The 16,187-nt window shown below is 62.3% G+C and carries 13 protein-coding genes and 1 pseudogene; 9 read left to right on the forward strand and 5 right to left on the reverse strand.

Annotated features, from left to right (window positions below):
- Window positions 1–410 (forward strand): annotated as a pseudogene (locus tag Q0G18_RS06565) (hypothetical protein); the annotation flags it as partial.
- Between the two features lie 203 nt (window positions 411–613).
- Here the strand turns inward: Q0G18_RS06565 and Q0G18_RS06570 are convergent.
- The 5 genes from Q0G18_RS06570 to Q0G18_RS06590 all read right to left on the reverse strand — a co-directional run bounded on the left by Q0G18_RS06570 (window position 614) and on the right by Q0G18_RS06590 (window position 6,405).
- A complete protein-coding gene (locus tag Q0G18_RS06570) occupies window positions 614–1,372 on the reverse strand; it encodes a hypothetical protein (RefSeq protein ID WP_297151025.1) in 759 nt (252 codons plus the stop codon).
- 38 nt (window positions 1,373–1,410) lie between these two features.
- Window positions 1,411–2,256, reverse strand: coding sequence for a DUF4405 domain-containing protein (locus tag Q0G18_RS06575; RefSeq protein ID WP_297151027.1), 846 nt, complete (start codon window positions 2,254–2,256; stop codon window positions 1,411–1,413).
- Between the two features lie 36 nt (window positions 2,257–2,292).
- Window positions 2,293–3,009, reverse strand: coding sequence for a molecular chaperone TorD family protein (locus tag Q0G18_RS06580; protein WP_297151029.1), 717 nt, complete (start codon window positions 3,007–3,009; stop codon window positions 2,293–2,295).
- A gap of 97 nt (window positions 3,010–3,106) precedes the next feature.
- Complete coding sequence (locus Q0G18_RS06585; RefSeq protein ID WP_297151031.1) at window positions 3,107–3,814, reverse strand: 4Fe-4S dicluster domain-containing protein; 708 nt, start codon at window positions 3,812–3,814, stop codon at window positions 3,107–3,109.
- Entirely contained in the window at window positions 3,814–6,405 is a 2,592-nt protein-coding gene (locus Q0G18_RS06590) for a molybdopterin-dependent oxidoreductase (protein WP_297151034.1), read from the reverse strand. The genes Q0G18_RS06585 and Q0G18_RS06590 overlap by 1 nt, the downstream gene beginning before the upstream one ends.
- Before the next feature lie 323 nt (window positions 6,406–6,728).
- Between Q0G18_RS06590 and Q0G18_RS06595 the strand changes: the two genes are divergently transcribed.
- From Q0G18_RS06595 to gatB, 8 genes are all read left to right on the forward strand, one after another.
- Complete coding sequence (locus Q0G18_RS06595; protein ID WP_297151036.1) at window positions 6,729–7,538, forward strand: MIP/aquaporin family protein; 810 nt, start codon at window positions 6,729–6,731, stop codon at window positions 7,536–7,538.
- 81 nt (window positions 7,539–7,619) lie between these two features.
- Window positions 7,620–8,633 (forward strand): methyltransferase domain-containing protein, encoded by a 1,014-nt coding sequence (locus tag Q0G18_RS06600; protein WP_297151039.1) that lies wholly within the window; start codon window positions 7,620–7,622, stop codon window positions 8,631–8,633.
- 271 nt (window positions 8,634–8,904) lie between these two features.
- Entirely contained in the window at window positions 8,905–9,486 is a 582-nt protein-coding gene (locus tag Q0G18_RS06605) for a hypothetical protein (RefSeq protein WP_297151042.1), read from the forward strand.
- A gap of 3 nt (window positions 9,487–9,489) precedes the next feature.
- Entirely contained in the window at window positions 9,490–11,424 is a 1,935-nt protein-coding gene (gene recQ / locus Q0G18_RS06610) for a DNA helicase RecQ (protein ID WP_297151045.1), read from the forward strand.
- A 436-nt stretch (window positions 11,425–11,860) separates the two neighbouring features.
- Window positions 11,861–13,192, forward strand: coding sequence for an MFS transporter (locus tag Q0G18_RS06615; protein ID WP_297151048.1), 1,332 nt, complete (start codon window positions 11,861–11,863; stop codon window positions 13,190–13,192).
- A gap of 166 nt (window positions 13,193–13,358) precedes the next feature.
- Entirely contained in the window at window positions 13,359–13,670 is a 312-nt protein-coding gene (gene gatC / locus Q0G18_RS06620) for an Asp-tRNA(Asn)/Glu-tRNA(Gln) amidotransferase subunit GatC (RefSeq protein WP_297151051.1), read from the forward strand.
- Window positions 13,670–15,160: an Asp-tRNA(Asn)/Glu-tRNA(Gln) amidotransferase subunit GatA gene (gene gatA / locus Q0G18_RS06625; protein ID WP_297151054.1), complete on the forward strand. Its 1,491-nt coding sequence runs from the start codon at window positions 13,670–13,672 to the stop codon at window positions 15,158–15,160. Before gatC ends, gatA begins: the two co-directional genes overlap by 1 nt.
- Window position 15,161: 1 nt before the next feature.
- Window positions 15,162–16,187: Asp-tRNA(Asn)/Glu-tRNA(Gln) amidotransferase subunit GatB (gatB, locus tag Q0G18_RS06630; protein ID WP_297151057.1), on the forward strand; the 1,026-nt coding region annotated here is incomplete at its 3' end.

Here is a 16,187-nt window from a genome sequence, read left to right on the forward strand (position 1 = left end):
CCGATGAGCCGAGCCGACCGGATAACCCCAGCGACCCTGATGCGCCGAGCGATCCAGGCAATCCCAACAGCCCCGATTCATCTGATCAACCGAACGATTCGGATCAGCTTGATGAACCCGGCAACGCGAACGACCAGAACGCTTCAGGCGCGTCGTTGCCATCGGGCAACTCAAATGGCGTCGCCGTTGCAGCTGGTTCTTCGGCTGACAATGCTCGCATGCTCTCTGGGCAAAATGAAACGACCACTGAGGATTCGCAAGATGGGCAGGATAGAAGCGCGGCCTCCGCCTTGCTGCCCGACGAGGATGCTTCATCTTGGGTGAAGATACTCGTGCTGGGGACGGCGTTCATTGTCCTCATTGGCACCGTGGCGGGCGGCGTGATCGTGCATCGTCGTCGTCGAAAATAGGACCCAGCAAGGAAATGCGAGGGGGCAGCGCCGATTCTGCCTCGTATTTGGGATCGCCCCCTCGCTTCTGTAATTCTGCATAAAGGGGTAACATCCGTGCCTGGGGAATGACGCGAACCGGTTGACCTCTTCCACTCGATCGATTCGCAGGCGCACATTTGCCAGGCAAACCTTAAAGTCGCGCCACGGTTGCTTTGCAAGAGCTAGTCGTCGCTCAAATCTTCGTCCTGGTTGACCTCAATCGGGTCGTCCTCAATGTCCATGCCCTGCGTGTCGTTAGTCGTCACTTTGGTCTGCGCGTTTTCCTCCGTTGCGGTCTTCGTGCCGTCGGAAGACGTGGTCGCGTCAGCCGCTTGCTGCTCTTCGGTTGCCTTCAGGTCCTCTTCGAGCTTTTCCAGTCGGCGCTTCTCCTCTTCCTCCTCGGCCTTGTCGCGCGCGGCAGCGGTGGGATCTTCCAAGTTGTAGTAATACGTCTGCAAATCGAGCGTGGAAATCATGCGATTCGCGCTTTTGCCCTGGTAGGTGACATACCCGATCTTCCCATTCAGAAGAAGCGTCGCCGCGCTGAACTCCTCAAGATCGAGATGGTGCAGCACGCTTACGCCGCCATCGCCGAAAACCACCTTTAGATCGATGATGTATGTTCCGTCTTCGGTTGCCTGCTTGGGGACATAAACGATAGCATCCTCACCATCTTTCAGGTGCGCATCCGAGCTCATAAGGTTTGCGGAGAAGGACTCGTCGCCAGGGAGCTTCACTGACATGCTCACAACCGACTTCCCCGAGCTGTTCGAGAGCGCGACCGAATAGACGTCGCCTGCGTTCTCGCCGATTTCAAGGGTTTGCGGCTGCGCCTGCGCGACCGGCTCGTCAGTTGCGCAACCGGCAAGGCAAAGCGCGAGAAAGGCGCAAAGCGCAAACACGGTAAGGCGGCGCATGGTAGGTGAGGCAAGGTTTTGCATGGGAATCCTTCGCTGCGGTTGGGTCGAAAACGGGAAAGCTACGAGGCGATAAGCCCCGCGATATAGGGCTTGTCGCATTGCGGGTCGGAAAGCGGGCAGTGCTTGTGACACAGGGGGCAAAGCGATTCGGCATCGCCTTCCGAAGATTCGGCTTCTCCATCCCCGCTGTCGGCCTGGGCTTTTGCGGATTGCGCGTCGGCGGACGCACCCGACGCCGCGGCTTCGCCCCGAGACGCACCCGCACTCGACTGGCCGCCAGCCGCAGAAGGGGAAGAGGAACCGGACGCAGAGCCCCCCTTCGCGTCTTCCCGTGCGTCGTCGCCCGCACCCTCGCCAGCTCCTGCAAACAGCTCGAGGGAATTGAACCCGACGACACCGAGCGCCACGATGCTGGCGCAGGAGATTGCCTTCACCCCCAAGCTGATCGCCTTGCGCTTGCTCGGGTCGAAGGGGATGTTCAGATGCTTTAAGATGCTCGCCCAGTGCATCGCGAGGTGCACGACGGCAAGAATGCACGGCAGAAACGCGCTCACCTTGTGAACGGCAAGCCACATGCTGCTCATGACCTTGGGAGCAAGCCCCGCCTGATAGAGCAGCCGGCTGATCGGCACCGAGCTGACTGCGAGCAGCGCAACTGCAACACCAAGCAGCACCGCAACGACGAACAGCGCGAGCTGGCCCCCTTTCACCTGCGCGTTCTCGACCAGCCGCGCGACCGTCTTCATCCACCAAAACGAGTTCACGATATGCGCGACGACAGCGAGCAGAAACACGACGCCTATAATCTCGTGCGCGATGACGCCGGTGAGCTGCGCGAGCATCGATGCGATGAGCAGTATGGTCAGGGCGCCGTCGAGCGCCATGCGAGCAGATCGACCCTTCATTACCTTCCTCGGTTCGTTGTTCGAAACATGTCGACTCTACACCGACGCCAACGTGAAATCGACGAGAGCGGGGTAGAAGGCGTATTCGGTGTAGGTATGGACCTTCTCGGAGAACTCAGCGCTCCAACTGTCGAGGAACTCCTGCTTGAAATCCTCGTAGGCGAGCGCCATATCCCTGCTGCCCGTTTGCTCGAAGGCGCGCGCGAGAAGCGACATGAACACGAGCAGGTAGCGGATATGGTCGGGCATGTCATGCTCGTCGGACTTGATTTCCAGTCCGAACTGGGCGTAGAGGTCCTCCACCGCGACGGCGGTCGGCCCGAAGATCTGGTCGGCGCCGTCGAGGTAGTAGGAGGCATAGGGCGGGGCGTACATCTTGAACGAGCCAATGAACAGGCGCGTGTAGTCGAGCTGCGAAAGGTGAGCGCCCACAACCGTCTCCGTCGATTTCTCGTAAGCGCGAAACGCGTCCTCGAGGCCGCAGAGGGCATCTTCGTATCTCGCAAGCGCCATATCCTGCCTCATGCGCGCAAGCTCTGCGCTTACGGAATCGCCGCTTTCGGGATAGTCCCACAGGCGGGCGAGCCCCTCAAGCAGTGCTGCAGGTGCAACGTGGGGAAGAGGGCGCGCTGCGTAGGCGTCCTCGTCCTCAGCCTCGGGTGCGCATGCGGGCGCTTGGCACTCCGCGGCCAGGCGCGCGGCTTCCTCGGGCGCCTCGTCTGTGAGCTCGTCTGCTGCGATGTCGTTGCTCATGGGTGTCGTCTCTCCTGTGTCTGCTTGCCGATTTCGTGCAAAGGAGGCAAGGGCGAAAAGCGCCCCTGCCTCCTCACGGTACGTGCAATGATACGTCTTACCAGGTCTTGTGGAACTCGCGCATGTAGTACACGGCGGGCTCGGTGCCCTCTTCGGGCAAAAGGGTGTCCATCTTGTAGGACTGCATCAGGTCGTAGAGCGTGGAGTCGTACACGTTCTCCACGTCGCCGAACACGCGAGCACCCGCAGGGCAGGCGTCCACGCAGTAGGGATTGTCCCCGTTGTAGACGAGCTGCTTGCACATCTGGCACTTGAGCGGCGCGCCGACTTCCACCATCGGCAGGTCGTAATCGTCCAAGATGGGGTCATGGCACGGGTATGCCGCACCGATGGCCTCTTTCAGCTCGGCACCCGAGGCCGTGCACCCCTCGATCGCGGGCTCGACGGCGGCGATGTCGGACGCTGCGGTGTTCTCCGGCGCCGGCGTGATCTGCCCGTAGGGGCACGCCGTCGCGCACAGGCCGCAGCGAATGCACTTGTCGTAGTCGACCACCGTCAGCCCGTACTCGTCCTTGTGCATAGCGCCCGTCGCGCACGCCTCGACGCACGGCGCGTTCGTGCAATGGTTGCACATCGTGATCTTGTAGGAGTACTTCGTCTTGGGGAACTTGCCCGTCGTGGAAGCGATGTGATGGGTGAGAAACACCCCGGTCGGCACCTCGTTGTGCATCTTGCACGCGATCTCGCACGCGGCGCAACCAACGCATTTGTGCTGGTCGATGATCATGATATAGCGCGTCTTCATTACGCTTCCACCTTCTTAATGCTCACGCGGGTCAGACCTCCATGGCGCGCGGTCGATCCGCTCAAGCGCTCCCAGTCGCAGGGGAGGATGTCGTTGTTGTTGCCGCCGCGGGGCTTGAAGTTCTTGAAGTCGGCGGCCGCAACGTGGCCGAAGGCCCAGTGCCCCTGGCCGTATGCCTTGATGACGACGCCTGGGCGCGTGCCCTCCCATGCCTTCGCATGGACAGTGATGGAACCTTGCGGGGAAGTCACTTCGACGGTGTCGCCGGTCTTAAGCCCCAGATCCTCCATGTCGGACGGGTTGATCTTGATGACGTCGTCCCAGGCCACATCGCCTGGATCGGTGTCCTTAAACTCCTGATACCCCACGCAGTTCGCGCTTCGACCCTCAAGGTTCAGGCGCGCGCGGTGCTCTTCGAAGATGTAGGGGTAGGTCTTCTCATCGCCGTAGCGCACGGGCGTCTCGTAGTGCGGCACGAAGGCCAAGCCGTCGCGCGCCTCGAAGCCCATAGACTCGACGACGGAGTTCACGTCGCACTTGTATTGGGTCGCCACCTGCTCGAGCAGGGTCTTCAAGCTTTCGGAGAAGAACTCGAACTTGCCGGTGTCGTGCCCTAAGCTGCCCCAATGCTTCTTATATCCCATCTTCTTGGAGTTGAAGCAGCCCTTCGAGCAGAAATTGCGCCAGCTGCCGAGGTCGGTGCCCTGCTTGGCGTTTTTGCCGTTCCAGGCGGGCGCCGTCATGATCTTCACCGCAATCTCGGCGAACTCGGCCGCGTTGGTGGGGCAGTTGCCCGTCTCGGGATCGCAGAAAGCCTTCGAGTAGTAGTTGTAGATGTTCGAGAAACCGCGCTCCTTGAGCTTCACGGCGAGCTCCCATGCGATTTCCGTCTCGTCGGCCTTGGTATCCCACAAGGGCGTGATCACAGGCTGCTGCACCGAGATGTAGCTGTAGAGGCCCTGGCTCGCCTTCATGAAGCCCCAGCGCTCGAACATATAATGCTTCGCGGGAAGCAGGATGTCGGCGAACATGGCGGACTCCGACGGCATCGTCGTGATGTTCACGTAGAACGGCACCTTCGCGTACGCCTTGTCGAAACGCTGCACGCCGGTGGAGCTGAAGCAGTAGTTGCACCAGTAGCTGATGAGCATCTTGATCTCGTAGCTGCCGTCCTCGTAGTGCCCGTCTTCCTGCAAGATGACGTCGGCAAGCCGGCTCGACGTCTCGTTGGAGTGGATCGCCTTGCCGTTGTAGTTCAGAAAGTCCTTGCGGATGCGCCCGTCGATCGCCTTCATCTTGGCAGCCTTGCGGGCGTTGCCGTCGCGGAAGTGGTTGTGGTCGGGCAGGCTTGCCGTCGAAGCCGACGCGCTTCTGAACACGCCGCCCTTCGTCTCGATGGAACCGACCAAGCCGTTGAGCGCGTTCGCCGCCATGGCGCCGTACACGCCACGGACCTGCATGTTCGTACCTGGCGACTGCCATGAGCAGCTCGCATCGCCGTACTTGCCGAACTGCGTGGCAACCTCGGTGATGTCCTTCGCCTCGATGCCGCAGATGTCGGCTGCCCACTCGGGGGTGGCGTCCTTGAGCGCCAAGTTCCACCAACGCACGAGGCCGTAGCCCTGGTTGTACTCGAACTTGGACTCGTCGACGGTCTCGCCGGCCTTGAACAGGTTCGTCTTGTTGTTGTAGTTGTCGGTAAGCTCGTAGTTCCACGGCCCCTGCTTGAAGTCGCCCACGAACTTCTTGTTCCAAAGGCCCTTCGTCAGGATGACGTGTGCGATCGCGCAGGCCAGCGCGCCGTCGGTGCCAGGGATAATTGGCAGCCACTTGTCGGCCTTCGCGGCGGTCGCCGACAGGCGCGGGTCGATCACGTAGATCTTCGCGCCGTCCATGACCTTGCCCCACACGCTCGATGCCCAGCCTGACATGCGGTTCGACGAGATGGGGTCGGTCGACCACATAAGGAAGCACTTCGTGTTGGTAAGGTCGTAGTTGTGGTACGAGAAGGTACCTTCGGTCGCCCAGTTCGCCATCTTCTCGGCTTCGGCGCAGATGTCGCCGTGACCGAAGTAGTTCGGGGTGCCGAACAGGATGTTGAACTTCTTGTAGAGGACATCGCCAACGCCGGTGGAGCGGCCCTTTTGGAAGGCGAGCTTCTTCGTTTCGCCATTCTTCTTGAGCTCCATGAGCTTGTCGGCGATGGTATCGAGCGCCTCGTCCCAGCTGATCGGCACAAAACCCGGGTCGACGCCGCGCCCCTTCTCGGGGTTGGTGCGCTTCATCGGGGTCTTGATGCGGTCGGGGTCGTAGACTTGCTGGATCGCGAGATGCGGCTTAGGACAGATTTTGCCGCCCGTCGCCGTGCAATTCCAGTTGCCCGTGATGCGGAGGATACGCTTGTTCTGCGTATACACCTTCACGGGGCAGGAGGCAGTGCACCCTTGGCAGGTGGTTGCGGTCCACTTGCCGGTTTGGTTCGGCTTGTGGGACTCATCGGCTACGGCGGTAAACGGCGTCACCCCCGTCGCGGCCACCGCAGCCAACCCCAAGGCGCTCGCCTTGAGGAATGAGCGTCTGTTAATGTTCACTTCTTCTTACCCTCTCTCTAGGGCCTCGATTCACTGCTAATGGTTGCAATAGCATCGTTTCCCCTGCTACTGCTGTCATTTGAGGGATTCGGCAGTAGAAAACGAGAGAATGCGTATGGAATTATAGCGATGTTTCGTTAAAAGTCACGTAAAGTCAAGCGAATATTCGACGAAGTGCAATACTTTCTTTCGCCCCCGAATATTTTTAAGAGTTTACTTGACTGTGTCTAATAATATCATCACAATACACGCCCGAGGGATTGCGCCCCGATAGGGCGTTGCTGTCGGAATTTAATTCGAATAAGACGAAAGAGAAGAAACTCATGAAATTCGCAAGGCAATTCACCGGTGAGCTCATCGGTACCTTCCTTATGTGCTTCCTCGGCATCGGCGCCGTCGCCGTGGCAACGCTGTTCGGCGCGCTCACCGGCCCCGGCCAGGTCGGACTCGTGTGGGGCCTCGCCATCGCGATCGGCATCTACGTGACGCGCAACCTCTCCGACGCGCACTTCAACCCGGCGGTCTCCCTCTCGATGATCCTCGCCGGCAAGATGAAGGTTCGCGACCTTCCCGCATACCTGCTCGGCCAATGCGCCGGCGCCTTCCTCGCTGCGGGCGCGCTGTGGGTCATGTTCGGCGATTCCGTCGCGAAGAACCTCTCCAACAACGGCCTCACCATGTCCACCAATTCCATCGGCAGCGCTGCCACCATCTGGTGCGAAGTGTTCCCGAACACCGCGAACGGCACCGTGCCCATGATGGTCGGCGCCTTCGCCGAGGGTTTCGGCGTCTTCCTTCTCTGCCTTGTCATCCTGAGCCTGACCTCCGATGAGAACAAGGGCAAGCCGAGCTCGCTTATCGCGCCGCTGTTCATCGGTCTCACCATCACCGTGCTCATCAACGTCATCGGCCCGCTGACCGATGCTGGCCTGAATCCTGCTCGCGACATCATGCCTCGTCTGTGGGCTGCCTGCGTGGGTTGGGGCTCCATCTGCTTTGGCAACAACATCATGGACACCATCTGCGTGTACGTCGTCGGCCCGTTCGTGGGCGGCATCGTCGCTGCGCTTGCGTACCGCTACATCTTGAAGCCGATGCACCTCAAGAAGGACGAGGAGAAGATCGAGGCATAAGTCCAAGCTCGATCACGGCCGCAGCGGCGAGCTCGATTCCGCTGCGGCTTTTCTCATATTTGCTGACGTAAGGAGAAGAAAATGAACGAGATCATGCAGACGATCCGCGACTACTACGCGGAGAAAAAGCTTGCCGACATCATCTCCATTGAGGGCCTTGAGCCTTCCGCCGAGGCCGCCGAGGCGCTCGCGCTTCTGCCCGAGGACATGCGCGAGAACAAGATGCTTCCGGGCTACCCGTTCCCGCCGATGCTCGACGGCTGCACCGTGGTGGTACTCGGCGCCCGCGACGGCCGCGACGCCTTCGTCGCCTCGAAGCTTGCGGGGGAGTCTGGCAAGGTCATCGCCATCGAGGGCTGCGCGCGCGGCGTGGAGAAGGCCAACGAGGCGAAAGAGCAGATCGCACACGCGTTCGGATTCGCGAAGTCGAACGTTCATTTCGTGAACGCGACCATCGAGGACCTCTCCGCGGCGGGCATCGCCGATGAGTCGGTCGACGTCGTCATCGCCAACTGCGCCGTGTCGCATAGCCCCTTCAAGCTCAAGGTGCTCTCGGAAGTGTACCGCGTGCTGAAAGAGGGCGGCGAGTTCTACGAGTTCGACGTGTTCTGCAACCGCCGCCTCGACCCCGAGCAGAAGGCCGACCCGGCCATCGCGGGCGGGCTTTTGGCGGAAACCGGCTATGACCAGGACTTCCGCCGCACCATGCGCAAAGCAGGCTGGGAGGACTTCCGCCACATGAGCTTCCATGCGGTCGAGGTGACCGACGAGGCGGCTGCGAAGGCGGCAGGCGAGGGAACCACCTACGAAGGACGCTATGTCCGCGCGGTGAAAAGCCAGGTCATCGAGGATCTCTGCGAGCAATACGGCCAGTACGCCACCTACGACGGCAAGATCGCCGGCTGCCCGGACTACTTCGACCTCGACGACCATCACCGCTTCTTCACCGATGAGCCGATGAGCGTGTGCAGCAACTCCTGCAGCATGGTCGCCGACACCCGCTACGGCGCGCACTTCAAGGTCGACGGCAACCTGCGCCACCACTACGGCGCCTTCGGCAAGTGCGGCAACGTCGAGCGCATTGTTGAGGAATAACGGGAATAGCTCTCGTTTTCCGATAGCCCCTTGCAGCCCCCTTCCCCCCATTGTGAACTGCAAGGGGCTCTTTCGTGTCCCCTCGAGCCCTCTCAGCGAGACGTCTTCCGCCTCCGCCATTCCACGTCCTGCCCCCGCAGCCCCTGTGGCCGAGCGCCCGTTACGCCCCGTAAACAAAACACACGCGGGCGGGGAAATACCTGCTATCATGCCCAAAGGCTCCCAATGTGGGGCCTTTCTTGATGGACTTCGTTTACGGGAAGGTGGGTTCGTGAGACGACTCGTCAGCTTTGCGATCGCGGTGTGCCTTGCATGCTGTGCGCTGCCCCTCGCCTCATGTAAGGCTCCTACACTTTCTGATTGTGACCTGCAGCTTTTCCAAAACGCCTCGGGCACAGGTGATACGCGCGACATCGTCTCGGGCGTGGTGAGTCTGGGCGGCGTGTACCGACAAGGGGACACGGCAGGGCGCGTAATCTGCCTCAACATCGGCATGAGCGAGACGAGCCCCTGCGATTCAATTTCGATCGAGTCGCTCACCGACGGCGTCCGCGTGGGAAAGTCGAGCGGCTCCTGGGAAGACACCGCCAATTACCAGCTTGGCGAGATTGCAAGCGGGGGATACGTGTATTTCGCCGTGCCCGTCGAGCAGGGCACCGACGAGACGGCCGACATGGCGGCGTATCGTGCGTTCGGCGGCGTCGAGTTCCGCGTCACCTTCCACAGCGGAAACGACCAGGTAAGCCGCACCTACCGCATCGTGCCGACCGAGCGCTATCTCAGCTGGGTGAAAGACCCGAAGGGCAACACCTTCGACGGCGCCCGCTTCGAAGTGACGCGGGCGGGGGAGTAGACGATGAGCGAGGAGACCTTCAGCGGCGGGCCGTGCGGACCAGGCGGTCAGGCCGCACCGACGCTTGAGGACGCACGCCGCGCGCTCAAAGAGTGCTTCGGCTACGCGGATTTCAGGCCAGGGCAAAAAAGCGTGATCGAAGCGCTCATAGCCGGGCGCGATGCGCTCGCGGTCATGCCGACGGGCGCGGGGAAGTCGCTGTGCTACCAAATCCCGAGCATCGTCTTGCCCGGGATCGCGATCGTCGTCTCGCCGCTCGTATCGCTTATGGGCGACCAAGTTCGCGCGCTCGTGCAGGCGGGGGTGCATGCGGCCTACCTCAACTCGACGCTTTCGCCCGCAGCCCAGGGCCGCGTGATCGAGCGCGCGCGAGCAGGCGAGTTCGATATCCTCTACGTCGCGCCTGAGCGGCTCGAAGACGCGCGCTTCGTCGACTTCGCGAACCGCGCGCGCATAGCGCTCGTCGCCGTCGACGAGGCCCATTGCGTGTCGCAGTGGGGCCAGGACTTCCGCCCTTCCTACCTCCAAATTGGCGCCTTCATAGCACAGCTGCCCACACGCCCCGCCGTCTGCGCACTCACGGCGACGGCCACCGAGCGCGTTCGCGACGACATCGTGCGCCTGCTCGGGCTGTCCGACCCCTACCGCATCGTCACCGGGTTCGACCGACCGAACCTGCACTTCGCCGTCGAGCGCGCAGAGCCCAAGCGAAAGCTCGCGAGGATCGCGGCCTACGCCTTAGAACACGCAAGCGATTCGGGCATCGTGTACTGCTCGACCCGGAAGGACACCGAGGCCGTGTGCGATGCGCTCGTTGCTGCAGGCGTCCGCGCGACGCGCTACCATGCAGGGCTCCCCGCTGCTGAGCGCACGACCAATCAGCAGGCGTTCATCTGCGACGATGCGCCTGTCATGGTCGCAACGAACGCGTTTGGCATGGGCATCGACAAGTCGAACGTGCGCTACGTGCTCCACCACAACATGCCCGCCTCGATCGAGGCATATTACCAGGAAGCCGGCCGCGCAGGACGCGACGGCCTGCCTTCGGAGTGCCTGCTCTTCTGGAGCGAGAAGGACCTTTCCACCTGCCGCTTCTTCATCGAGCAGGAATCGGGCAACGAGGAGCTTACGCCGGAAGAGGCCGAAACCGTGCGCCAGACGCGCCGCCGCATGCTCGCGGCGATGGAGGGCTACTGCGTGACCTGCGGCTGCTTGCGCGAGTACCTGCTTCGCTACTTCGGGGAAGAGGTTGCGGCGGGCGGCCCTGCGAAGTGCGGGAACTGCGGCAACTGCGAAGGCGGCTTCGAGCGCGTCGACGTGACGAGCGATGCGCGCGCGATCATGCGCTGCGTGCAGGAGCTTCGCGGCGAATGGGGCAAGGGGATGGTTGCCGACGTACTGCGCGGCTCGAAAAGCGAGAAGGTGTCCTCGTTCGGGCTCGATCGCGCGAACGCCTACGACACGCTTTCCCACGCGTCTGCGGCGCACGTGAAAGACGTGATAGAGCTCCTGGTCGCGGGCAGGTACCTCGACATCTCGGAGGGCAAGTTCCCCAAGGTGGGGTTCGGTCCGAACTTTCGCGCAGCGGCGGCGCCCGAGTTCTCCCTCTTCATGAAGCGCGTCACGCGGAAGAGCGCGCGGGCCGGCGCAGGCGGCGGGCACGCGTTCGGCTCGAGCGGCACAAGGGGCACAGGCACTGCGGCGGACAGCGGGTCCAGCGAGCTTTTCGAGCGCCTGCGCGCGCTGCGCAAGCAAATCGCGAGCGAGCGGGGATGCGCGCCCTATATGGTCTTCTCCGACGCCGCGCTGCGCGACATGTGCGCCCGTCTTCCGCAAACCGAGGATGAGTTCCTCGAGGTGAACGGGGTCGGGCAGACGAAGCTTCTGCGCTACGGAAAGGCGTTTCTCGCCGAGATCGCCGCCTTCGAGAACCACTAGGCCGCAAGCCCTCTCGGCATACGCCGCACTTGAAAAGTGAAGGGTCTGTGACGAAAAGGACCCATCCATTGACTCTTGGGCGAGTTGGACGATGATAGATGCCGCTAGCGAGCCAAAGGGGCGCGCAGCAAGCGGACATCGAGGGATGTCCCCACAAAGGAGATACGTTGACCAGCGCAAACACACATACCACTCGAATTATGAGCCTGATTATCTAGGGCTCGGGTTGCTTGTTTGCCAGCTGCCCGAACCCATATCGGGCAGCTTGTGGTAGATGGAAGCCGGAGGCTGTTTGAGAAAACGTCTCCGGTTTTTTATTTGCTCTACGATTTTATTTCGTTCGCACCCTTATGATTCTCCGTCGCTTTCCCAAACAGCCTCTCGCTTCGACACAGGAAGCGTATCGAAGACTTGCGAGAGAAAGAGAGAGAACAACATGTCAAGCACTGCAACAGCGAGCGCGTTGCCGTTCGGGGCGAAGCCTCAGGAGAAAAAGAAGAACTCGACGGCGGAGATCGTCGCCGCATCGATGGTCGGCACCGCCATCGAGTTTTACGACAACTACTGCTACTCCATCGCCGCGGCGAGCTATTTCGGGCTCATCTTCTTCACCGACGTCGCGAAGGCGAACCCGGTTCTCGCGACGCTGCTCGCGTTCGTCACCTTCGCCGTGTCGTTTTTGGCCCGCCCGTTCGGCTCGCTTTTGTTCGGGCACTTCGGCGACAAGCTCGGGCGAAAGAAAACCCTGGTCGCAGCACTTATGATGATGGGTATCGCGACATTTGTCGTCGGTCTTTTGCCAGGGTATGACGTCCTTGGCCCCGCATCGGTCGTCCTTCTGTGCGCCTGCCGCGCGTTCCAGGGCGTTGGGCTTGCCGGCGAGTGGTCGGGCGCGGCGCTCGTGGCGACGGAGAACGCGCCGAAGAGCAAGCGCGCGCTCTACGGCAGCTTCCCGAACCTCGGCGCTCCGATCGGGTTCTTCTGCGCTTACGGCGTGAACCTCGTGCTCGACACCGTGCTCACGACCGACCAGATGGTCGCGTTCGGCTGGCGCATCCCGTTCCTTCTCTCCATCTTCCTTGTCGTCGTCGGCCTCGTTGTTCGCCTGCGCATGACAGAAACCCCCGTGTTCCAGAAGGCGGCCGCCGAGGACCGCGTCTCGAAAACCCCGCTGCTCGACCTTCGCCGCCATTGGAAGCGTGTCGTCTTGGGCACCTGCGCGGTGAGCATCACCTACACGCTGTTCTATCTGCTCGGCACCTGGTCGCTTTCGTACGGGGTCTCCACGCTCGGTTTTTCCCAGCCGCAGTACCTCGGCTTCGAGCTTGTCGCCGTGTTCTTCTTCGCCTCGTTTATCGTGGTCGGCTGCCTGTGCGCCGACCGTCGCGGCCGCAAGCCGGTACTCGTGGTTGCAACTGCTGCGACGCTCGTATTCGGCCTGGTGAGCCCCATGCTTTTGGGAAGCGGCACCGTCGTGGGCGTCATGGCGTTCCTCTGCATCGGGTTCACGTGCATGGGCGTCGTCTTCGGGCCGTGCGGTTCGTATCTTCCCGAGCTGTTCCCCGCGAACGTGCGCTACTCGGGAGCTGGCCTTTCCTACAACCTGGCCGCAATCGTGGGCGGCGCGTTCGCCCCGACCATCGCAAGCGCGCTCGTCATGAACTTCGGCCTGGGTGCCGTGGGCCTCTACCTCGCCGGCATGGCCACGGTTTCGCTTGTCGCACTCGCGTTCTTCAAGGAAAGCCGCGACATGGACTACGAGCGCTAGGGAAACGGACTTGAGACACTGCCAGCCCGTCGCCGCGCCGCAAGCGGGCTGGCAGGCGCCCTTCAAATGCCGCGGCTGTTAAGAACGGGTGACTTCGCGTTCTTGCCAGCCGCAATGGGCCCGTCCTTTGCTATTATTTCGGAGATATGCACGAAAGGACGCTTTCATGACCCAACATCTTACCGAACGCGACGTGCGCGATATCGCCACCTACGCGCGCATCGGGCTCACCGACGATGAGCTTGTCCAGATGACGACCGACCTGAACAGCATCATCGACACCTTGAAGCCCATCACCGAATTCGACCTCGATGGCGTTGCTCCCACCTTCCACCCGATCGGAAGCCTCTCGAACGTCATGCGCGAAGACACCGAGCGCGAAAGCTTCACGCAGGAAGTCGCGCTTAAGAACGCACCTAAGCAGCAGGACGGCAGCTTCCTCATCCCGTCTATCTTGGGCGAAGGGGGCGATCGCTAATGGCATTCTCCACCGACATGGGCATCGCCCAGATCCAAGCGGGCCTGCGCGCGGGCGACTTCACGGCGCGCGAGGTCGCCGAGGCGGCGCTTACGCACGTGAAAGCCACCGACGAGAAGGTTCACGCGTTCCTTGAGCTCACCGAGGAGGCCGCATTCGCCGCAGCCGAGCGCATCGACGCCGCGATCGCCGTGGGCTCCTTCGACGAGCTTGGGCCCCTCGCCGGCATTCCGTGCGCCTTCAAGGACAACATGAACCAGGAGGGCACGCACACCACCTGCGCCTCCCACATGCTGGAGGACTACGTGTCCCCCTACACGGCCACGTGCGTGCAGCGCGCAATCGACGCGGGCTGCATCCCCTTAGGCAAGCTCAACATGGACGAGTTCGCCTTCGGCAGCTCCACCGAGTCCTCCGCCTTTGGCCCCACCCACAACCCGTGGGATTTGGAGCGCGTGCCGGGCGGCTCGTCGGGAGGATCCGCTGCAGCGGTTGCTTCGGGCATGACCTGCGTGGCACTCGGCTCCGACACGGGCGGGTCGATCCGCCAGCCCGCCAGCTTCTGCGGCATCGTCGGCGTGAAGCCCACCTATGGCATGGTCTCGCGCTACGGCGTGGTGGCCTTCGGCAGCTCGCTCGACCAGGTGGGGCCCTTCGCGCGCAGCGTGGAGGACGCGGCGGCGGTCATGGACGCCATCTGCGGCCACGACGAGCTTGACTGCACGTCACAGCAGGTGAAAGCCGATTTCCGCGCCGCCTGCACACAAGACGTCGCTGGCATGCGCGTAGGCATCGTGAAGGAGTTCATGGAAGCGGACGGCCTCACGGAGGAAGTCCGCGAGCGCACCCTGGAAGCGGCCGCCAAGCTTGAAGCCGCCGGCGCCGAGCTCGTCGAGGTCGAGCTTCCGCACGTCGACGCGGCCATCAGCGCGTATTACGTGCTCGGTCCCTGCGAGGCGTTCTCGAACCTCGCTCGCTTCGACTCGGTGCGCTACGGCTTGTGCGACGAGGGCCACAAGGATTTGGGCGGCCAATACGAGTCGAGCCGCGCGAAGGGTTTCGGCCCCGAGGCCAAGCGCCGCATCATGCTGGGCAGCTACCTACTCTCCGCGGGCGTGTACGAGAAGTACTACTATCCCGCGCAGCAGGTCCGCACGCTGATCACGCAGGACTACACGAGCGCCTACGAGAAATGCGACGTCATCTTAGCGCCCGCAAGCCCGCGCACGGCGTTCAAGTTCGGCGAGATCTCCGATCCCGCGACGATGTACCTCTCCGACGTGTTCACCATCTCGCTCAACATCGCCGGCAACGGCGGCATGAGCATGCCCTGCGGCCTGGGGCGCGAAACTGGCCTACCTATCGGCGTTCAGTTAATGTCGCCCCAGTTCAAGGACGAGAACATGTTCCGCGTCGCGATGGCGCTCGAGAAGGAATACGGCCCCGCCCCCGTGGCGCCCGAATTCTCGGACGGAAAGGCAGGCGAGTAGCGTGAAGAAGCTCGAGCAAGTATTGCAAGATTGGGAAGCGGTCATCGGCCTGGAAATCCACACCGAGCTCACCACCCTCACCACGAAGATGTTCTGCGGCTGCAAGCTGGAGTTCGGCGCCGCGCCCAACACGCACACCTGCCCCGTGTGCCTGGGCCTGCCCGGCGCCCTTCCCGTGCCGAACAAGGCCGCCATCGAGTCGATCGTGCTCGCAGGCCTCGCCACGAACTGCGACATCGAGAAGCACTCCATGTTTTACCGCAAGAACTACATGTACCCCGATATGGCGAAGAACTTCCAGACCACGCAGGGCCCCGTCGCATTCTGCATGCGCGGCCATCTCGACCTCGACGTCGACGGCCCGGCGGCGAAGGAGCGCATCGACATCGCGGGGCTTGGCGCGGGCGACTCCTACGAGAACGTCACCGTGACCGACACCGGCTACACGGCGCACGTGGGCATCACGCGCATCCACATGGAGGAAGACGCGGGCAAGATGATCCACATCGGCGGCGACGAGGGCCGCATCGCGGGCGCCACGCATTCCCTTGTCGACTACAACCGCGCGGGCACGCCGCTCATCGAGCTCGTCACCGAGCCCGACCTGCGCACGCCCGAGGAAGCGCGCCTGTTCATGCAGAAGCTGCGCCAGATCTTCCTCGCCATCGGCATCTCCGACTGCTCGATGGAGGAGGGCTCCATGCGCTGCGACGGCAACGTCAGCCTGCGCCGGCGTGGGTCGACCAAGCTCGGCGTGAAGACCGAGCTCAAGAACATGAACTCCTTCAAGAACCTCCACGACGGCTTGGCCTACGAAATCTGCCGTCAGGCGGAGGTGCTCGAAGAGGGCGGGCAGATCTACCAGGAAACGCGCCACTGGGACCCCACGATGAAGCACACCATCGTCATGCGCGTGAAGGAGACGGCGGACGACTACCGCCTGTTCCCCGAGCCTGATTTGGCACCTTACGACCTCTCCGATGAGTTTATCGAGGGCGTTCGCGCCAAGCTGCCCGAACTGCCCGAC

Source organism: uncultured Ellagibacter sp., from assembly GCF_934636505.1.
Lineage (GTDB): Bacteria > Actinomycetota > Coriobacteriia > Coriobacteriales > Eggerthellaceae > Ellagibacter.